This is a genomic window from Jeotgalibaca caeni (assembly GCF_028863945.1).
GTDB classification, from domain to species: domain Bacteria; phylum Bacillota; class Bacilli; order Lactobacillales; family Aerococcaceae; genus Jeotgalibaca; species Jeotgalibaca caeni.
In genome coordinates this window covers 42,612-58,884 of sequence record NZ_JARBEA010000010.1, presented here as the reverse complement: position 1 = coordinate 58,884, position 16,273 = coordinate 42,612, and the positions used below count along the sequence as shown (strand labels likewise).

The 16,273-nt window shown below is 39.1% G+C and carries 15 protein-coding genes; 4 read left to right on the top strand and 11 right to left on the bottom strand.

Annotated features, from left to right (window positions below; all coding sequences use genetic code 11):
- Positions 1–87: 87 nt before the first annotated feature.
- The 11 genes from rplI to dnaA all read right to left on the bottom strand — a co-directional run bounded on the left by rplI (position 88) and on the right by dnaA (position 13,269).
- Positions 88–591, bottom strand: a complete 504-nt coding sequence (rplI, locus tag PVE40_RS03735; protein WP_274730537.1) for a 50S ribosomal protein L9 — start codon at positions 589–591, stop codon at positions 88–90.
- Positions 588–2,615: a DHH family phosphoesterase gene (locus PVE40_RS03730; protein ID WP_274730536.1), complete on the bottom strand. Its 2,028-nt coding sequence runs from the start codon at positions 2,613–2,615 to the stop codon at positions 588–590. Before PVE40_RS03730 ends, rplI begins: the two co-directional genes overlap by 4 nt.
- A gap of 466 nt (positions 2,616–3,081) precedes the next feature.
- The gene (gene rpsR / locus PVE40_RS03725; protein WP_274730535.1) at positions 3,082–3,324 is read right to left on the bottom strand and encodes a 30S ribosomal protein S18; all 243 of its coding nucleotides are present in this window, start codon (positions 3,322–3,324) and stop codon (positions 3,082–3,084) included.
- Positions 3,325–3,365: 41 nt separating this feature from the next.
- Positions 3,366–3,911 carry a single-stranded DNA-binding protein gene (gene ssb / locus PVE40_RS03720; protein ID WP_274730534.1) on the bottom strand — a complete coding sequence of 182 codons (546 nt, stop codon included), beginning with the start codon at positions 3,909–3,911 and terminating at the stop codon, positions 3,366–3,368.
- Between the two features lie 38 nt (positions 3,912–3,949).
- Positions 3,950–4,240, bottom strand: a complete 291-nt coding sequence (rpsF, locus tag PVE40_RS03715) for a 30S ribosomal protein S6 (protein WP_274730533.1) — start codon at positions 4,238–4,240, stop codon at positions 3,950–3,952.
- A 167-nt stretch (positions 4,241–4,407) separates the two neighbouring features.
- Entirely contained in the window at positions 4,408–6,987 is a 2,580-nt protein-coding gene (gene gyrA / locus PVE40_RS03710) for a DNA gyrase subunit A (protein WP_274730532.1), read from the bottom strand.
- A gap of 19 nt (positions 6,988–7,006) precedes the next feature.
- On the bottom strand, positions 7,007–8,944 hold the full coding sequence (gene gyrB / locus PVE40_RS03705; protein ID WP_274730531.1) for a DNA topoisomerase (ATP-hydrolyzing) subunit B: 1,938 nt from the start codon (positions 8,942–8,944) through the stop codon (positions 7,007–7,009).
- A 4-nt stretch (positions 8,945–8,948) separates the two neighbouring features.
- Entirely contained in the window at positions 8,949–10,070 is a 1,122-nt protein-coding gene (recF, locus tag PVE40_RS03700; RefSeq protein ID WP_274730530.1) for a DNA replication/repair protein RecF, read from the bottom strand.
- Positions 10,067–10,312, bottom strand: a complete 246-nt coding sequence (gene yaaA, locus PVE40_RS03695; protein ID WP_274730529.1) for a S4 domain-containing protein YaaA — start codon at positions 10,310–10,312, stop codon at positions 10,067–10,069. Before yaaA ends, recF begins: the two co-directional genes overlap by 4 nt.
- A 290-nt stretch (positions 10,313–10,602) precedes the next feature.
- The gene (gene dnaN, locus PVE40_RS03690; protein ID WP_274730528.1) at positions 10,603–11,754 is read right to left on the bottom strand and encodes a DNA polymerase III subunit beta; all 1,152 of its coding nucleotides are present in this window, start codon (positions 11,752–11,754) and stop codon (positions 10,603–10,605) included.
- 183 nt (positions 11,755–11,937) lie between these two features.
- Entirely contained in the window at positions 11,938–13,269 is a 1,332-nt protein-coding gene (dnaA, locus tag PVE40_RS03685; RefSeq protein WP_274730527.1) for a chromosomal replication initiator protein DnaA, read from the bottom strand.
- Positions 13,270–13,864: 595 nt separating this feature from the next.
- Here dnaA and rpmH point away from each other — a divergent pair.
- The 4 genes from rpmH (at position 13,865) to jag (ending at position 16,270) form a co-directional block, all read left to right on the top strand.
- On the top strand, positions 13,865–13,999 hold the full coding sequence (gene rpmH, locus PVE40_RS03680; RefSeq protein WP_274730526.1) for a 50S ribosomal protein L34: 135 nt from the start codon (positions 13,865–13,867) through the stop codon (positions 13,997–13,999).
- A 134-nt stretch (positions 14,000–14,133) separates the two neighbouring features.
- Positions 14,134–14,481, top strand: coding sequence for a ribonuclease P protein component (rnpA, locus tag PVE40_RS03675; protein ID WP_274730525.1), 348 nt, complete (start codon positions 14,134–14,136; stop codon positions 14,479–14,481).
- 22 nt (positions 14,482–14,503) lie between these two features.
- Positions 14,504–15,343, top strand: a complete 840-nt coding sequence (gene yidC, locus PVE40_RS03670) for a membrane protein insertase YidC (RefSeq protein ID WP_274730524.1) — start codon at positions 14,504–14,506, stop codon at positions 15,341–15,343.
- A 33-nt stretch (positions 15,344–15,376) separates the two neighbouring features.
- Positions 15,377–16,270 (top strand): RNA-binding cell elongation regulator Jag/EloR, encoded by an 894-nt coding sequence (gene jag / locus PVE40_RS03665; protein ID WP_274730523.1) that lies wholly within the window; start codon positions 15,377–15,379, stop codon positions 16,268–16,270.
- The last annotated feature ends 3 nt before the right edge of the window (positions 16,271–16,273 follow it).

Sequence of the window (16,273 nt, the reverse complement as noted above, 5' to 3'; positions counted from 1 at the left end):
CCTGACTGCGAGCCAATTTGAGCCGAAGGCACTCCATTACAAGGAGGAAAAGCGCCGACAAGAAGAAAAAGAAAAAGCCAAAGCGAGTTAGTCTTCGCTTTGACTTTCATTTGGTCCACCAACACTATTTGACATAGAACCTTCTTTTACTATTTGAACAGTGAGAGTTGCTACAACTTCAGGATGTAGCCGTACGCTCATTTTGGTAAAGCCAAGAGAACGGATTGGATCCTTCAAATCAATCTTCCGTTTGTCTAGCTTCACTTTAAATTGTTTGTTTAACTGCTCAGCAATTTGCTTGCTCGTGATTGATCCAAATAAACGGCCATCTTCTCCTGACTTCGCGGTCAATTGAATCACGGTGTCATCTTTCTCTAAAAATGACTTTAATTGTTCTGCTTCAGACTTCACTTCTGCTGCCTTTTTCTCTTCTGCTTTTTTCTGTCCTTCTAAAGCAGAGACACTTGAGTTATTTGCTTCTTGAGCAAGGCCATTCTTAATTAAGAAGTTCATAGCGTATCCATCTGCTACATTCTTCACTTCGCCTTTTTTACCTTTACCTTTTACGTCTTGTAGAAAAATTACTTTCATTTTCTTTCCCCTTCCATACTTTCTTCTTCGTTCTTCAATACACGCATCAGTTTCTCGGTGGCTTCTGTTACGCTACAGTTTTCAATTTGAGTTGCAGCATTGGACAAGTGCCCACCACCACCTAGTTTTTCCATAATGGTCTGCACATTGATTTGTCCCAGACTCCGTGCACTAATACCAATTCTACCATCATTTCTCTTCGTGACTACAAAGGAGGCTTCCACGCCTTCCATCGATAGCATTGTGTCGGCGGTTTGAGCAGCGACTACTGTATCATACTTCCGGTCGTCTTCTCCTCTTACTACAGCCATGCCTGGAGTAACAAATTCCATCGTCTCTAAAAGATGACTACGAGTCAAGAATGTTTCTAAGTCTTCTTTCAACGATTTTTGAATCAAAATCGTATCTGCTCCATTTGATTGCAGATAACTAGCCGCATCAAAAGTTCTAGACCCCGTGCGCAAACTAAAGTTCCGTGTATCTACTATAATTCCAGCTAACATCGTGGTTGCTTCTATTTTATTAATGGTATCAACGTCGTTTGACTGATACTCAAATAATTCGGTAATTAATTCTGAAGCTGATGAAGCATAAGGCTCAATATAAACAAGGACTGGATTTTCTGGGAACTCTTGCCCTCTGCGGTGATGATCAATAATGACTACTTTATTGGAAACCTTCATCAATTCCGGTGCCGGAAGCATGGAAGGTCGATGTACATCAACAAGAATAATAAGTGAATCTGAGGTAATCATTTCTTGTGCATGTTCTGGATCAATAATGTGTCTAGAGATATTGCTGTCTTTATCCACCACTTCCATCATCCGTAACATGTCATTGGAAAGTTGTTCCATGTCCATGACGACCCATGCTTCTTTATTATTCATTTGTACAATTCTGCGGATTCCTAGAGAAGAACCTAAAACATCCATGTCCGGATACGTATGCCCCATTACGAATACTTTATCAGCGTTAACAATTAATTCTTCTAAGGCTTGGCTGATCATACGGGCACGAATACGAGTTCGTTTCTCCATGGGGTTTACTTTTCCGCCGTAAAACCGTGCATCTTCATTTTCAGCTCTGACAACGACTTGATCTCCACCACGCGCTAAAGCTAGATCGACATTTGCTTGCGCGAGCTGTGCGATATCTTTCCATTTTACTTGCGTTGGACTCATGGTGTATGAGAATCCCATGCTTAAGGTTAATGGGAAGTTTTGTTTATAGGTACGTTCTCTTATTTGGTCTACGATTTCGAATTTACTCTTTTCTAGTCGCTCTAACGTTTTCTTTGTTAACAAGGCAATGAACCGATCATCTTCTACTCTTTTTAAGTAGATGTTGTTGATGTTCGCCCAATTGGTAAGTTGATTGGTGATGTAGTTATTTACATTAGACCGTTTACGGTCATTCATTGATTGAACCGCTTCATCATAATTATCAATAATAATATTTCCAAAGACAACACGTTCATTCTCATACTTTACTTCTATATTAGCGTACTGGGTAATATCCATTAAATAGAGTACGCCAATATTTTCTTGAATGATCATTTCAAATGTCCGTTCGCCCCAAACAACTTTTGTTATTTCATTTGTTTCATATTTTTCCATCCATTGATAAAGCTCTTCGTCTACGTCTTTAATCTTTCTCCCTAAAATATCTTTCTTTTCAAAGTACTTTAGTAAATAAGGATTTGTCCATTGAATTTCCTTTTCTTGATTAAATAAAAGAATTCCAATTGGCATTTGAATTAATGCTTCTTGTTCACCTTTTTTAATTCGATACGACAAATCAGAAATATATCGGTTGGTCTCCTCAACAAGATAATCCGAAGAGTAGTTCAACAACCAAAGTATCAAGAGGAGGATGAACAAGAGGGCAATACCAATCATCCAATTCGCTACAAACGTTAATACAGTGAAAATCACCATAGAAGCAAGTAAAAAAGTAGCAGGAACCTTTATTTGATCCGATCGGACAAAGGGAGGAAGATTCTTTAATTTTTCCTTTAGTTTCATTATTGCTCCTTTTCTTCCCTCATTTTTTCAGAATTACGTCTTCATATTTTACCATAATCGAAGTTGAATAGCTATATTGCTATTTTTATTACGCTCTCAAAATGTTTCACGTGAAACATTATTTCCACTACTAAAATGTTCCACGTGAAACATTCTGGATTATCCACGTTAATAGTTATCCACAGGTTGATAACTATTAACGCTTCGTATTTCCCTTTGGTACTGCTTATTTCATAGCTTTATACACATGTGCATAACTATTATTATTTTACCATACATACTGTGGATTATCTTGTTTTTCTTCTGTTTAGTGCGAAGTATTATCCACAGGTGGGTTCGGTGGCTGTAGCTACAATAATGGTAAGGAATTTCCATATAACGACAACTTCTATCTATATTTATGATGATAATTTTTTATGCAAAAAAACAGCTTCCAATAAAATTGGAAGCTGTTTGTTTATTTATATTATTCAGCGATTGTGAAAGGCATAAGAGCCATAATGCGCGAACGTTTGATTGACATTGTCAATGGACGTTGATGTTTTGCACATGTACCTGTTACACGACGAGGTAAGATTTTACCTTTTTCAGATACATAACGTTTCAATAGATCAGTATCTTTGTAGTCTACATGATCAATGTGATTTGCGCAGAAATGACAAACTTTTTTACGCTTACGTCCGCCGCGGCGGCCACGTTGTTGAGCCATGTTAATTTCCTCCTTTTTTACCCTTTACTATCAAGTATATATTAGAATGGCAGATCGTCATCAGAGATGTCGATAGACTGCCCACTTGATAGGAATGGATCATCATTTGAATTATAATCAGAAAAGTCATTTGATTGACCGGATGATGAGTAAGATTGATTATTAGATTCGTTGTAATTTCTGTTAGATGACGAAGATTGGTAAGAATTACCTCTGTCATTGGAAGTCGAAGAAGAGTTGTTTTCTCTTGGTCGTTGTTCCGTAACACTTCTAGATTCAAGCAGGGTAAAGTTCTCTACGACAATTTCAGTAACGTAGACCCTTTGTCCTTGTTGATTCTCATAGTTCCTCGTTTGAATTCTACCTTGAATTCCAACTAACGATCCTTTTCGAGTGAAATTAGCAAAGTTTTCTGCTGCTTTTCTCCAAATTACACAATTGACAAAGTCCGTTTCTCTTTCGCCTTGTTGATTCTTAAATTGACGATCAACCGCGATGGAGAAGGAACCAATTGCCGTGCCGTTTGAAGTATAGCGTAAATCTACATCTTTCGTTAATCTTCCGGTTAGTACAACATTATTAATCATCGTTTCTTACCCCCTTAAAATGTTTCACGTGGAACATTTTATGCTTCTTCTTTAACGATAATATGACGAAGAATGTCATTATTGATTTTAGCTAGACGGTCAAATTCATTAATCGCTGCAGCTTCTTCAGATTTGATTTTCACGATATGGTAGATACCTTCGCGGAAATCGTTGATCTCGTAAGCTAAACGACGTTTTGACCAGTCTTTCGATTCAATAATTTCAGCTCCATTATCAGTTAAAATAGAATCAAAGCGTTCGATCAATTCTGCTTTAGCTGCTTCCTCGATGTTAGGACGGATAATGTAGTTAATTTCGTATTGAGTCATGTTGACTGTCACCTCCTTATGGACTATTGGCCCTTCCTTTTTGAAAAGGCAAGGAGAGTATTTTGAAAATACTCACGTCTAAAGATATTACCATACTTATCAAAAGAAAGCAAGAAAAAAGAGAAAGCTCCCTTCGCTCATGCGTCAGAATCTCCCTCTTTCCTTATTTACTCTTCGGTATCTTCTAAGATGTCATCTGCAAAATCTTGCATATCCATCTTCAATGTTTCATCGTCTTTTCTTGGATCCATTCCAATTTCCTCGGTAGGAGACTGTTCAACAGGTACTTCGACCGTTTCCTCTTCATCTGGTTCTACAACAGCCATCGTAGAAACAGTAGAAGCATCGTCTAAACGCATCAAACGGACTCCCAAGGTAGCACGTCCTGTTTGAGAAACATCTTTCGCGTGGAAGCGAATCATGACTCCTGTATCGGTCATAATCATAATGTCATCTTCATCACGAACGGTTGCTAGACCTACTAGCTTGCCGTTTTTCGGCGTTACGTTCACAGTCTTGATTCCTTTACCCCCACGGCCTTTAATCGCATACTCGCTAATTTTGGTACGTTTCCCGTACCCATTTTCGGTAATGACAAGGACTTCTTTTCCTTCTTCCAGAAGATCCATCCCAACGATATAGTCGCCTTCACGTAAACGTGCCCCACGAACACCGGTAGCTGTACGTCCCATAATTCGAACGTCATTCTCATCAAAGCTGACAGAGTAACCAAAGTGAGTTCCAATGATAATTTTCTTTGTACCATCGGTTAGAAGAACTTTGATTAGTTCATCTCCTTCATTCAGGTTAATCGCACGCAAACCGCTTTGACGGATGTTACGGAAGTCCATCGTATCGGTCCGTTTTACTACACCTTGACGGGTAGCAAAGAAAAGATTTTCACCTTCTATTGGCTCATTCCCACTCAAGTTGATAATGGTTTGAATTTTTTCATCCGCATCCAAGTTTAGCAGATTGATAATCGGCAACCCTTTCGCTTGGCGACCATATTCAGGTACTTCATAACCTTTCGTACGGTAAACTTTACCTTGGTTAGAGAAGTAGAGCAGGGTGTCGTGGGTAGAAGCGGTAATCAAGGTTTCAATAAAGTCATCATCATGGATGCCCATTCCTTGTACACCGCGACCGCCACGTCTTTGTGCTCTGAATTCACTACTTGGTACACGTTTGATGTATCCGTTATTGGTTAGAGTAAGGACCACTTCTTCTTCTTCAATCAAGTCTTCATCTTCCAAGGACAGTACTTCACCAACTAAAAGTTCAGTGCGACGTTTGTCTCCGAAGCGATCTTGAATTTCCAACAACTCTTCTTCAATAATCGTGAACATCCGAGTTTCGCTGCCTAGAATATCTGCTAAATCAGCAATCAGAGCCATCAAATCATCATACTCACCGTCAATTTTTTCACGTTCTAAACCAGTTAGGCGAACCATCCGCATATCCAGAATTGCTTGTGCTTGGCGATCAGATAATCCATAGTCTTCCATGAATGTTTGTTTGGCAATATCACCACTTGGAGAACTACGAAGAATATGGACAATTTCGTCAATATGATCCAGGGCAATTTTCAAACCAGCTAAGATATGAGCCCGGCTTTCTGCTTTTTGTTTGTCATACTGGGTTCTACGACGAATCACTTCTTTTTGGTGATCCAGGTAATGCAGAAGAATACTCTTTAAGCTTAGGGTTTCAGGAATCCCGTTTACAATCGCAAGCATGTTAAATCCGAAAGAAGATTGAAGAGGAGTCAGCTTGTAAAGATTATTCAAAATAACCGATGCACTCATATCTCTTCTCACATCAATGACGATTCGCATACCATCACGGTCTGATTCGTCTGCTAAGTCGGTAATTCCTTCAATTCGTTTGTCACGTGCTAATTCAGCAATTCGCTCTACTAATTTCGCTTTATTGACCACATAAGGTAATTCTGTAATTAGAATTCGTTCTTTGCCATTTTTGAGAATTTCAATTTCTACTCGTCCACGAACAATAATGGAGCCTCTACCTGTTTCATAGGCTTTACGAATACCTGATTTACCCATGACGATTCCGCCAGTAGGGAAGTCAGGACCAGGGAGAGCTTCCATTAATTCAGCGGTCGTTGCATCTGGATTCTTCATCAAAATATGCAAGGCAGAAATAACTTCGGTTAGGTTATGCGGTGGAATATTTGTTGCCATCCCAACTGCAATCCCTGAAGCTCCATTAACTAATAAGTTCGGGAAACGAGCAGGAAGCACATCTGGTTCCCGCTCACTTCCATCGTAGTTATTATGATAGTCAATGGTGTCTTTGTTAATATCCCGTAGCATTTCAAGAGCAATTTTTGACATCCGAGCTTCGGTATAACGCATCGCAGCTGCGCTGTCGCCGTCAACCGATCCGAAGTTCCCATGCCCGTCTACTAATGGATAACGGTAACTGAAGTCTTGTGCCATCCGTACCATGGATTCATAAATCGCACTGTCACCGTGGGGATGATATTTACCCATTACGTCTCCGACAATACGAGCAGATTTTTTATGGGATTTATCAGGTGTGATTCCTAGTTCACTCATACCGTATAAAATACGGCGGTGAACAGGTTTCAATCCGTCCCTTACATCAGGAAGGGCACGCGCAACGATTACACTCATTGCATATTCCAAGAAGGATTTCCGCATCTCTTTGCTGAGTTCGCGGACTTCCATTCCTGAATCTAATTCTTTAAATTCTTCACTCATTTACTAATGACCATCCTTCCTAAATATCCAAGTTTTCAACGTACTCAGCATTGTCTTGAATAAAGTTACGTCGTGGTTCTACTTTTTCACCCATCAGCATGCTTAGTACGGCATCTGCTTCAATCGCATCTTCAACCGATACTCGGGCGAAGCGACGATTTTCTGGATTCATGGTTGTATCCCATAGTTGTTCCGCATCCATTTCTCCAAGTCCTTTATAACGTTGGACAGATGGCTTTGGTGTCGCAGGGATTGAGGCAATGTATTCAATTAATTCTTCTTCACTTTGCAGATATGCTTCTTTCTTGCCTTGTTTCACTTGGAACAAAGGTGGTTGCGCAATATAAACGTATCCTGCTTCAACCAAAGGACGCATATAACGATAGAAAAGGGTAAGCAGCAAGGTCCGAATATGAGCGCCATCGACATCCGCATCCGTCATGATTACTAACTTATGGTAGCGAGCCTTTGTCACATCAAAGTCTCCGCCGAACCCTGTTCCCATGGCTGTAAAGAGGGACCGAATTTCTTCATTGGCTAGAATACGATCCAAGGAAGCTTTCTCTACGTTCAAAATTTTCCCACGAATCGGCAAAATTGCTTGGAAATGACGGGAACGTCCTTGTTTAGCTGAACCACCCGCTGAGTCTCCCTCTACGATAAACAATTCTGATTCAGAAGGATCCTTACTTGCACAGTCAGCTAATTTACCAGGAAGATTACTGATTTCTAAACCACTTTTCTTCCGGGTTACTTCACGTGCCCGTTTTGCAGCGAGACGTGCTTTCGCAGCCAATATCCCTTTTTCAACAATTTGACGAGCTGTTTGAGGATTTTCCATTAAGAATTTCTCAAAGGTAGAAGAGAATAGACGATCCGTAATGGTCCGCGCTTCTGAATTTCCTAATTTGGTCTTCGTTTGTCCTTCAAACTGTGGATCAGGATGCTTGATGGATAAAACCATTGTCAATCCTTCACGGACATCTTCACCGGTCAAGTTTTCTTCGTTTTCTTTCAAAATTTTGGTTCGTTTTCCATAGTCATTGATAACCCTTGTTAGTGCGGTTTTCGCACCTGATTCGTGGGTACCACCTTCATAGGTATGGATATTGTTAGCAAAACTAAACAAACTAGTATGGTAACCATCCGTATACTGCAAGGCTACTTCCACTTGGATGTCATCTTGTTCTCCTTCGACATAAACAATCTCATCGAAAAGAGGTTTTTTATTTTGGTTTAAGTATTCAACGTAGCTTTTAATTCCGCCTTCGTAGTAATACTCATGAATAAGCGGTTCGTCTGGACGATTATCTGTAATAGAGATATTCAATCCTTTGTTTAAGAAGGCTAGTTCGCGTACTCGAATCGACAATTTTTCGAAATCAAATACGGTTGTTTCTGTAAAAATTTCTGGATCTGGCCAGAATTGAACGACTGTCCCGTGCTGATCGGTTTCACCAACAATGGTGAGGTCCGTCATGATGACGCCTTGTTCGTATTGTTGCTGATAAATATTACCGTTTTTATAAACTTGAACAATAAGCTTTTTAGAAAGAGCATTTACAACGGATGCTCCAACACCGTGTAGCCCACCGGATACTTTATATCCGCCACCGCCGAATTTCCCACCTGCATGCAAGACAGTATAAACTGTTTCTACTGCTGGACGACCGGAGTGAGCTTGAATATCAACCGGAATTCCACGACCATCGTCGGTTACTTTAATGCTGTTGTCTTTTTCAATAGAAATTTTGATGTTTGATGCGAAACCGGCAAGGGCCTCATCAATCGAGTTATCTACGATCTCCCATACTAAGTGATGTAAGCCAGCTCCACTAGTGGAACCAATGTACATTCCTGGACGTTTCCGAACTGCTTCTAATCCTTCTAATACTTGAATCTGACTCGCATCATATTCTTGGGCTAACTCTTGTTTTGTTTTTTCATGTTCTGACATTTATTTAAGCACCTTCCTTTTCTACCGTACCTGCATGAATATGAAAAATTGTCGGTTCTTCAATCTTATTTCGTTTAATTCCGTCTAAACTAGTAGTCGTTAAAAAGGTTTGGACTTTTTTCTCAATTGTTTTTAAAAGATGCGTTTGCCGATCATCGTCTAACTCTGACAAAACATCATCTAATAAAAGAATTGGATATTCGCCCAAAACTTCCTTCATACATTCAATTTCTGCTAATTTGAGACTCAAGACTGTTGTGCGCTGTTGCCCTTGAGAGCCGAACTGGTGCACATTTTTTCCATTTACATAAAACGTTAAGTCATCACGGTGAGGGCCAAAAAGAGTCGTTCCTTGTTCCAATTCCCGATCTTTCACCCGTTCGTATTCTTCCATCACTTTTCCATAAACGGTATCTTTATCCATCGTTTGTTGAACTTCGATCGTAGATTTATAGCGAATTCGCAAGTGCTCTTTTTCATTGGAGATCTGATAGTGAAGCGGATCTGCCCATCTCTCCAACTGCTCCAAAAATTGGAGGCGAGAGTGAATGATGTTCGCCGCTAGTTTCACTAATTGCTCCGTCAGCACTTCTAAATAGACCACATCGTTCTCTTTTCTAAATAACAATTGTTTTAAGTAGAGATTGCGTTGTTTCAGCACGCGTTGATATTGGACTAAATCATATAAATATACTTGGCTCATCTGTCCGATTTCCATGTCGAGGAATTTTCTTCGCTTAAGCGGCGCTCCCTTTACCAGATCTAAATCTTCTGGTGCAAACAGAACGACATTTAACTTCCCTACATACTCGCTCAGCCGTTTCTGCTCCATGTGGTTCACTTTTGCCATTTTACCCTTTTTGGAAAATTGTAATTCCAAAGGGTAATTGCCGTTTCGTCGCTCAATCTGACCGGTAATATGCGCGCCGTCTTCCTCCCACTGAATCATTTCTTTTTCATTGGACGTGCGAGGGCTGCGAGCCATGGAAAGCGCATAGATTGCCTCCATTAAGTTCGTCTTCCCTTGAGCATTTTCTCCCAAGAATACATTGATTCCGGGAGAAAAAGTAAGAGAAAGATCAAGATAATTACGAAATTGTCGTAAAGTGATCTCTTTCAAAATCATAGAGAAGAGCCATTTTCTGTTTCAGTATTTTTTTGAACAACAAAAGTTCCTTCACCTGGTACTTCTACTACAGAACCTGGATAAATTTTACGGCCACGACGGTCTTCTTTCTCCTGATCGACATATACGATATATTCGGATAAATACCACTTCGCCATTCCTCCGCTGGAAATAATATCTACATGTTTGAGTAGTTGCCCAAGCGTAATGAAATCTTCATCAATATGAACAATATTTTTCAATGATTTCACCCTTTTCCATTAAAATATGCGTGGAAACTCGCGAATCCACGCACCAACGCTTTTCATTTATTATTATACCATTTTTTTGATGAAAATTCAAATAAACGCCAAAAAAACGCCTTTCTAAGGATTTTAGTATGAAAATGATGTTTCAGTCCATTACGTATAAAAAACTGATATTGCACAAATTTGCGTAGGAGAGCAGATTAAATAAAAAATTTAATGCGAATATTGAAAAAATATAATAAAAAAAGAGGATAGAATTTTACTTCTACCCTCTTTTATCGTTTTTAGTAAGTTCGTACCGGTGTAATCAGTTGGATAAAGGATTGTTCAATCGCTGTATTGTCATCTGCTGGTACGACCGTGAATGGACGGATTGGAGCAGAAAAACCGACGCGCACGTTTTGTTGCCCGAATGTACGAAGTGCGTCTTTCAAGTAATCTGGGTTGAATGAGATCACCAATGGATCACCTGAAGCGTCCACATAGTTTAATTCTTCTTCTACCGTTCCAATTTCTGGCGAATTGCTGGAAAGCTCTACTTGATTTGCTGAAATAGTTAGTTTAACTACATTGTTCTTTCCTTCATGAGATAACAGAGACGCACGATCCGTTGCTTGCAGCAACTCAGCTGCGTTCATGGTTAACTCAGTCGAAGAGCTAGTTGGAATCAAGCGGTTGGTATCTGGATAGTACCCTTCTAATAAACGAGAGTAGAAGTAAATGTTCTCTGCTTTGAAGAGAACTTGATTCTCAGTCACCATCATTTCAATCGTATCCTGATCTTCTACAATCCGGGATAGTTCTACCAAACTTTTTCCTGGAATAATAACTTTGTAACTGTTCTCGCGCAAGTTTTCTGGAACCGTGATTGGAATAATCCGTTGGCTTAAGCGGTGGCTGTCTGTAGCAACTGCTTTTAGGGTGCCATTTTCAATCGTAATATTTACCCCCGTCAAGATTGGGCGGCTTTCTTGGGTCGATGTTGCAATAACGGTATGTTGAATCACTTGTTTGAATAAGCTGGTTGGTAAGGTGATGACCTCATTAGAGTCAATCATTGGGAAATTCGGATAATTGTCGACGTTAATGCTGTTGATCTTGAAGGATGCATTAGCTGAAGTAATATGGGTTTGGAAATGGTCTCCTACTTCAATCGTTAATTTTTCATCCGACATTTTTCTTACAATCTCACTGAAGATTCGAGCAGGAAGAACGATTCCTCCTTCTTGGAATACTTCTAATTGGTTAGACTCGTCTGCTACAGGAACAAATATTTCAATCGAGATGTCTGAGTCGCTACCGCTTAACATCAATCCACTTTCATCAGCTGTAATTTTTACCCCTGTTAATACAGGAATCGTAGTTCGGCTGGAGATCGCTCTTTGAACATCGGTTAGGTACTTAATGAATGCAGGACGATTAATCGTAAACTTCATAATGCTTCCCTCCGTGGTAATTTAGTTTATTTAAAAAATTAGTAGTAGTAGTAGGGCTTGTTAATACTGTGGAAAACTAAGAAACGAATAGAAAACATAAAGTTTTCCACTTGTGGATAGTCTGGGCATAACATTGCCCTTTTTGAAACAGTTTTCCACATGTGCAAAATGCAAATAAAAGTACTATTTATTTTTCAATGTTTCTTTAATGGTTTCTATTTCATTTTTTAATGAATGATCCTTCTTCAATGCAGTAGATATTTTATCATACGCATGCAAGACGGTAGTATGATCTTTCCCACCAAACTCGGTTCCAATTTTCGGTAAGGAACTGTCCGTCATTTCACGAGAAAGAAACATGGCGATTTGACGAGGCATAACGATGCCTTTTGTTCGTTTCTTCCCTTTTAGTTCTTCAATCGTAATATGATAGAATTTCGCCACCGTTTGTTGAATCGTATAAATGGATAATGATTTCGGTTTGTCTGTCGGCAAAATGCTCTTTAATGCATCTGCTGCTAAACTCGTTGAAATATCTCTTCCTTGAATCGCTGAAAAAGCCTGCACTCTTACTAATGCGCCTTCTAGTTCACGAATGTTGGAATCAATCTGGCCTGCAATGTAGCTTAACGTATCATCTGGAATTTCCAGACGCTCACTGTTGGCCTTGTTGCGCAGAATCGCGATTCTAGTTTCTAAGTCAGGCGGAGTAATATCGACAGAAAGTCCCCAAGCAAAGCGGGAAACAAGTCGTTCTTGCAGTTTGGGAATTTCATTCGGTAAACGATCACTGGTAAGGACAATTTGTTTGCGATCATCATAAAGAGCATTGAACGTATGGAAAAATTCTTCCTGCGTTCCTTCTTTATCTGCAAAAAATTGGATATCGTCCACTAATAATAAGTCCACGCTACGATATTCATTCCGAAATTGTTCTTGAGTTCGGTTCTGAATGGAATTAATGAAGTCATTCGCGAATGTTTCGCTGCTGACATATTTTACTTTTGCATTCGGTCGTAGTTGGAGCATTTGGTGCCCAATCGCGTGCATCAAATGCGTTTTTCCTAACCCAACTCCTCCATAGAAGAAGAGTGGATTATAAATCGTCCCTGGTTCTTCAGCGACGACTAGTGCTGCAGCATGCGCCATTTGGTTTCCTTTTCCGATGACAAAGGTATCAAAGGTATATTTGCTGTTTAATTGTGCTTGTTTGAATGGTTTTTTAGGTCCATTCTTTTGCGTGGTGGTTGTTAGAGATGGCATTTCTTCATTTTTAATCATAAAGATGGGTGAAATCTCTTTTCCACTAAATTCATAAATTCCTTCTACTACACGGGTGGCCAAATTATTTTGCCAGTAATCCTTATGCAGCGAAGAAGGTACTTCAATAATGATATTTGTTTCAGTGATTCGTAAGGGAATCGCACTATCAATCCAGGTATCATAGCTCACTTTCGATAAGGACTGTTTAAATTTATCCTCCAAGTAACGCCAAAGAGAAGTAAGATCTTCCAATAGGAGCTTCCTCCTTTTCTATTTTTTTTCTTGATACAAATATGACTTCCATCAAAATTTCCAAGTACCTCATATTCTAGCATTTTTTATTAAAGTTTTCCACAACTCTTTCTTCTGTGCATAATCTTTTCAAACTGGGGATAAAAAGATATCCACAACTAAGAATTGAGGTGGGGATATCTTTTGGAAGATTTGAATAGCCACAAAGACCTGTGGATAAAAACTATTTTCGAAACCCCTATCTAATAAGGTTTTTAAGAGTTATGAACAATTTTAATGAGTTATCAACAAAATAAAGTACACAAGATGTAGCTATGTGGATAACCTTTGACTAACTCGTAGACAACTATTTTCTCTTTTTTTATTATCCCAAAGCTTGTGCAAAAATGAAAGAGAAACTGTGGATAAAAATATAAAAAAGTGGAAATAATTTCTCTTCCTATAAGAGAAAAATTATGCTATGATATTCAAGTGAGTTTAAAGATTTATTTTTTACTTGACAGTTGGTACTTTGTTTTTCTATAATGTTTGAGACTGTCTATGAGAAAATAGATAATTTATTGAGGAAAGTTTTATCAGGAGGTGTACGAACAAAATGAAAAGAACATTTCAACCAAAAAAACGTCATCGTCAATCAGTTCATGGATTCCGCAAACGTATGAGTACAAAAAACGGCCGCAGAGTTTTAGCAAGTAGACGCCGCAAAGGAAGAAAAGTATTGTCTGCATAAGATCACTGACCGTCAGTGGTCTTTTTTTGTAGAAAGCATCAAGAAACGGTCATTTCCATGAGTCAGTTATTGATGAGGAAGTGACCTATTTTTGTTTTTTACGATTATAAAAACATCCAGAGAGAGGGATCACGATGAAAAAATCCTTCCGGGTAAAAAAAGAAAAAGAATTCCAGATGGTATTTCAAAGCGGTTCCTCTAAAGCGAATCGCCAATTTGTAGTTTATACGTTACCGAAACCGGGTCAACTTCATTTTCGAGTGGGAATTTCTGTTGGAAAAAAAGTAGGCAATGCAGTCGTACGAAATGCAGTCAAACGCAAAATTCGTCAGGCATTGCTGGAATTGAAACCAGAATTAAAAGCAGAAATAGACTTTATCGTAATTGCTCGTCCCCCGGCAGCGAAAATGTCTACAGAAGAAGTTAAAAAAAGTTTAATTCATGTGTTAAAATTAGCTCATGTATTAGAGAAGACTATGTAATAGTTTGAAGGAGGAAATTTTGTTGTCTAAGCGAAAGCGATTACTTTTTACACTCGGACTTGTTCTTGTTATGATGGTATTATCAGCTTGTGGGAATGGAAGCCAAGCACCTATTACTTCTGAGAGTACTGGATTTTGGGACGGAATGGTCATTTATAATTTCTCCCGCGTCATTATCTGGTTGTCAGATTTATTCTTCAATAATTATGGATTAGGAATCATTGCCTTTACGGTAATCATTCGGGTTATTTTATTACCTATTTCTTATTTCCAAACGAAGAGTACCCGCAAGATGCAAAGTGTACAACCTCAAATTAAAGAACTTCAAGAACGATATGCATCTAAAGATACGCAAACGCGTGAACTTCTCCAAGCGGAAATTTCCCGTGTTTACCAAGAAAATGATGTAAATCCTTATATGGGCTGCTTGCCAGCAATTGTACAAATGCCGGTTATGATTGCTTTATTCCAAGCCATTAATCGGACGGAAGTTTTAAGTTCAGGAAACTTTTTATGGATGAACTTAGGTGAAAGTGATCCGTTCTTTGTTCTCCCAATCTTAGCAGCAATTTTAACGTACTATACATCGAAGTTAACCTTCATGACGCAACAAGATGGCGGCGGTCAAGGAAAAGCGATGATGTATACCATGCCGGTTATGATTTTAGTAATGGGGATTAGCTTACCAAGTGCTCTTTCCTTATACTGGGTAATCAGTAATGCCTTTACGGTTGCTCAAACTCTTCTTTTGAGTAATCCTTATAAAGTGGTTCGTGAACGTGAACAAGAAGAGCAAAGAAAACGTGAATTAGAAAAAGCACTACGTAAAGCACAGCAACCGAAGAAGAAAAGAAGAAAATAATTAACTTTTTTGAAATGGAAGGATGGAACAACAATGGAAAATGAGAAACTTGTGGTAAAAGAAATAACCGTTGATAAAGCAATCAGCAAAGGTTTAGCGCAACTTAATTTAGGAAGCCATGATGTAGACATCAAAATCATTTCAGAAGGTAAAAAAGGACTTTTCGGATTTGGTCAAAAAGACGCAGTTGTAGAAATAACACCAAAACAACTTCCTGAAATGAGAGAACCTGGAAATATAGCGGTTTTTGAAAATGAGGAACGTGAAGATTATATCTCCGAACATATGGAAGAAGAAAATCTGAACAACGAAGAAGATGGCTATGATTATACAGAGACCGTTGAATATGCCGGTCAGGCTGATAATGAGAGCCGTGTAGCAGTGGTTGCTGATACGTTAGTAGATGTAGAATATGAAGACGATGAATTTGAAGATGACCTTTTGGATGAAGAGGATGAAACAGACGGCTCTTCTCGGAAGGAAACAATGGCATATATTGTTGAATATTTGACGAATACGGTAGAAGTATACGGAGCTGACGCAACTGTAACAACGGAAGAAAGTAAAAATGCGATTACCTTCCACATTGATACCAATAAACCTGGATTAATTATTGGGAAACATGGGAAAATCGTAAATGCTTTGCAAACTTTGGCACAGACCATTTACCAACAAAGAGAACGCCGCCGTGTATCGGTAGTCGTAAACGTTGGAGATTATCGGGAACGCCGAGCAAATATCTTAGAAAACATTGCTGATCGTACAGCAGAACGTGTATTGCGGACGAAGCAACCCGTTTTCTTAGAACCTCTTCCAGCATTTGAACGGAAGCAGATTCATGCTCGTTTAAGCAGAAACGAACGCATCAAAACCCACTCAGAAGGAAAAGAACCACACCGTTACTTGGTAGTGGAAATCGCTGAATAAAAT

What these genes read in the sequence shown, in the direction of transcription:
- rplI (WP_274730537.1), bottom strand. Translation starts at nt 591, where the DNA reads ATGAAAGTAATTTTTCTACAAGACGTAAAAGGTAAAGGTAAAAAAGGC.
- PVE40_RS03730 (WP_274730536.1), bottom strand. Translation starts at nt 2,615, where the DNA reads ATGAAACTAAAGGAAAAATTAAAGAATCTTCCTCCCTTTGTCCGATCG.
- rpsR (WP_274730535.1), bottom strand. Translation starts at nt 3,324, where the DNA reads ATGGCTCAACAACGTGGCCGCCGCGGCGGACGTAAGCGTAAAAAAGTT.
- ssb (WP_274730534.1), bottom strand. Translation starts at nt 3,911, where the DNA reads ATGATTAATAATGTTGTACTAACCGGAAGATTAACGAAAGATGTAGAT.
- rpsF (WP_274730533.1), bottom strand. Translation starts at nt 4,240, where the DNA reads ATGACTCAATACGAAATTAACTACATTATCCGTCCTAACATCGAGGAA.
- gyrA (WP_274730532.1), bottom strand. Translation starts at nt 6,987, where the DNA reads ATGAGTGAAGAATTTAAAGAATTAGATTCAGGAATGGAAGTCCGCGAA.
- gyrB (WP_274730531.1), bottom strand. Translation starts at nt 8,944, where the DNA reads ATGTCAGAACATGAAAAAACAAAACAAGAGTTAGCCCAAGAATATGAT.
- recF (WP_274730530.1), bottom strand. Translation starts at nt 10,070, where the DNA reads ATGATTTTGAAAGAGATCACTTTACGACAATTTCGTAATTATCTTGAT.
- dnaN (WP_274730528.1), bottom strand. Translation starts at nt 11,754, where the DNA reads ATGAAGTTTACGATTAATCGTCCTGCATTCATTAAGTACCTAACCGAT.
- rpmH (WP_274730526.1), top strand. Translation starts at nt 13,865, where the DNA reads ATGAAAAGAACATTTCAACCAAAAAAACGTCATCGTCAATCAGTTCAT.
- rnpA (WP_274730525.1), top strand. Translation starts at nt 14,134, where the DNA reads ATGAAAAAATCCTTCCGGGTAAAAAAAGAAAAAGAATTCCAGATGGTA.
- jag (WP_274730523.1), top strand. Translation starts at nt 15,377, where the DNA reads ATGGAAAATGAGAAACTTGTGGTAAAAGAAATAACCGTTGATAAAGCA.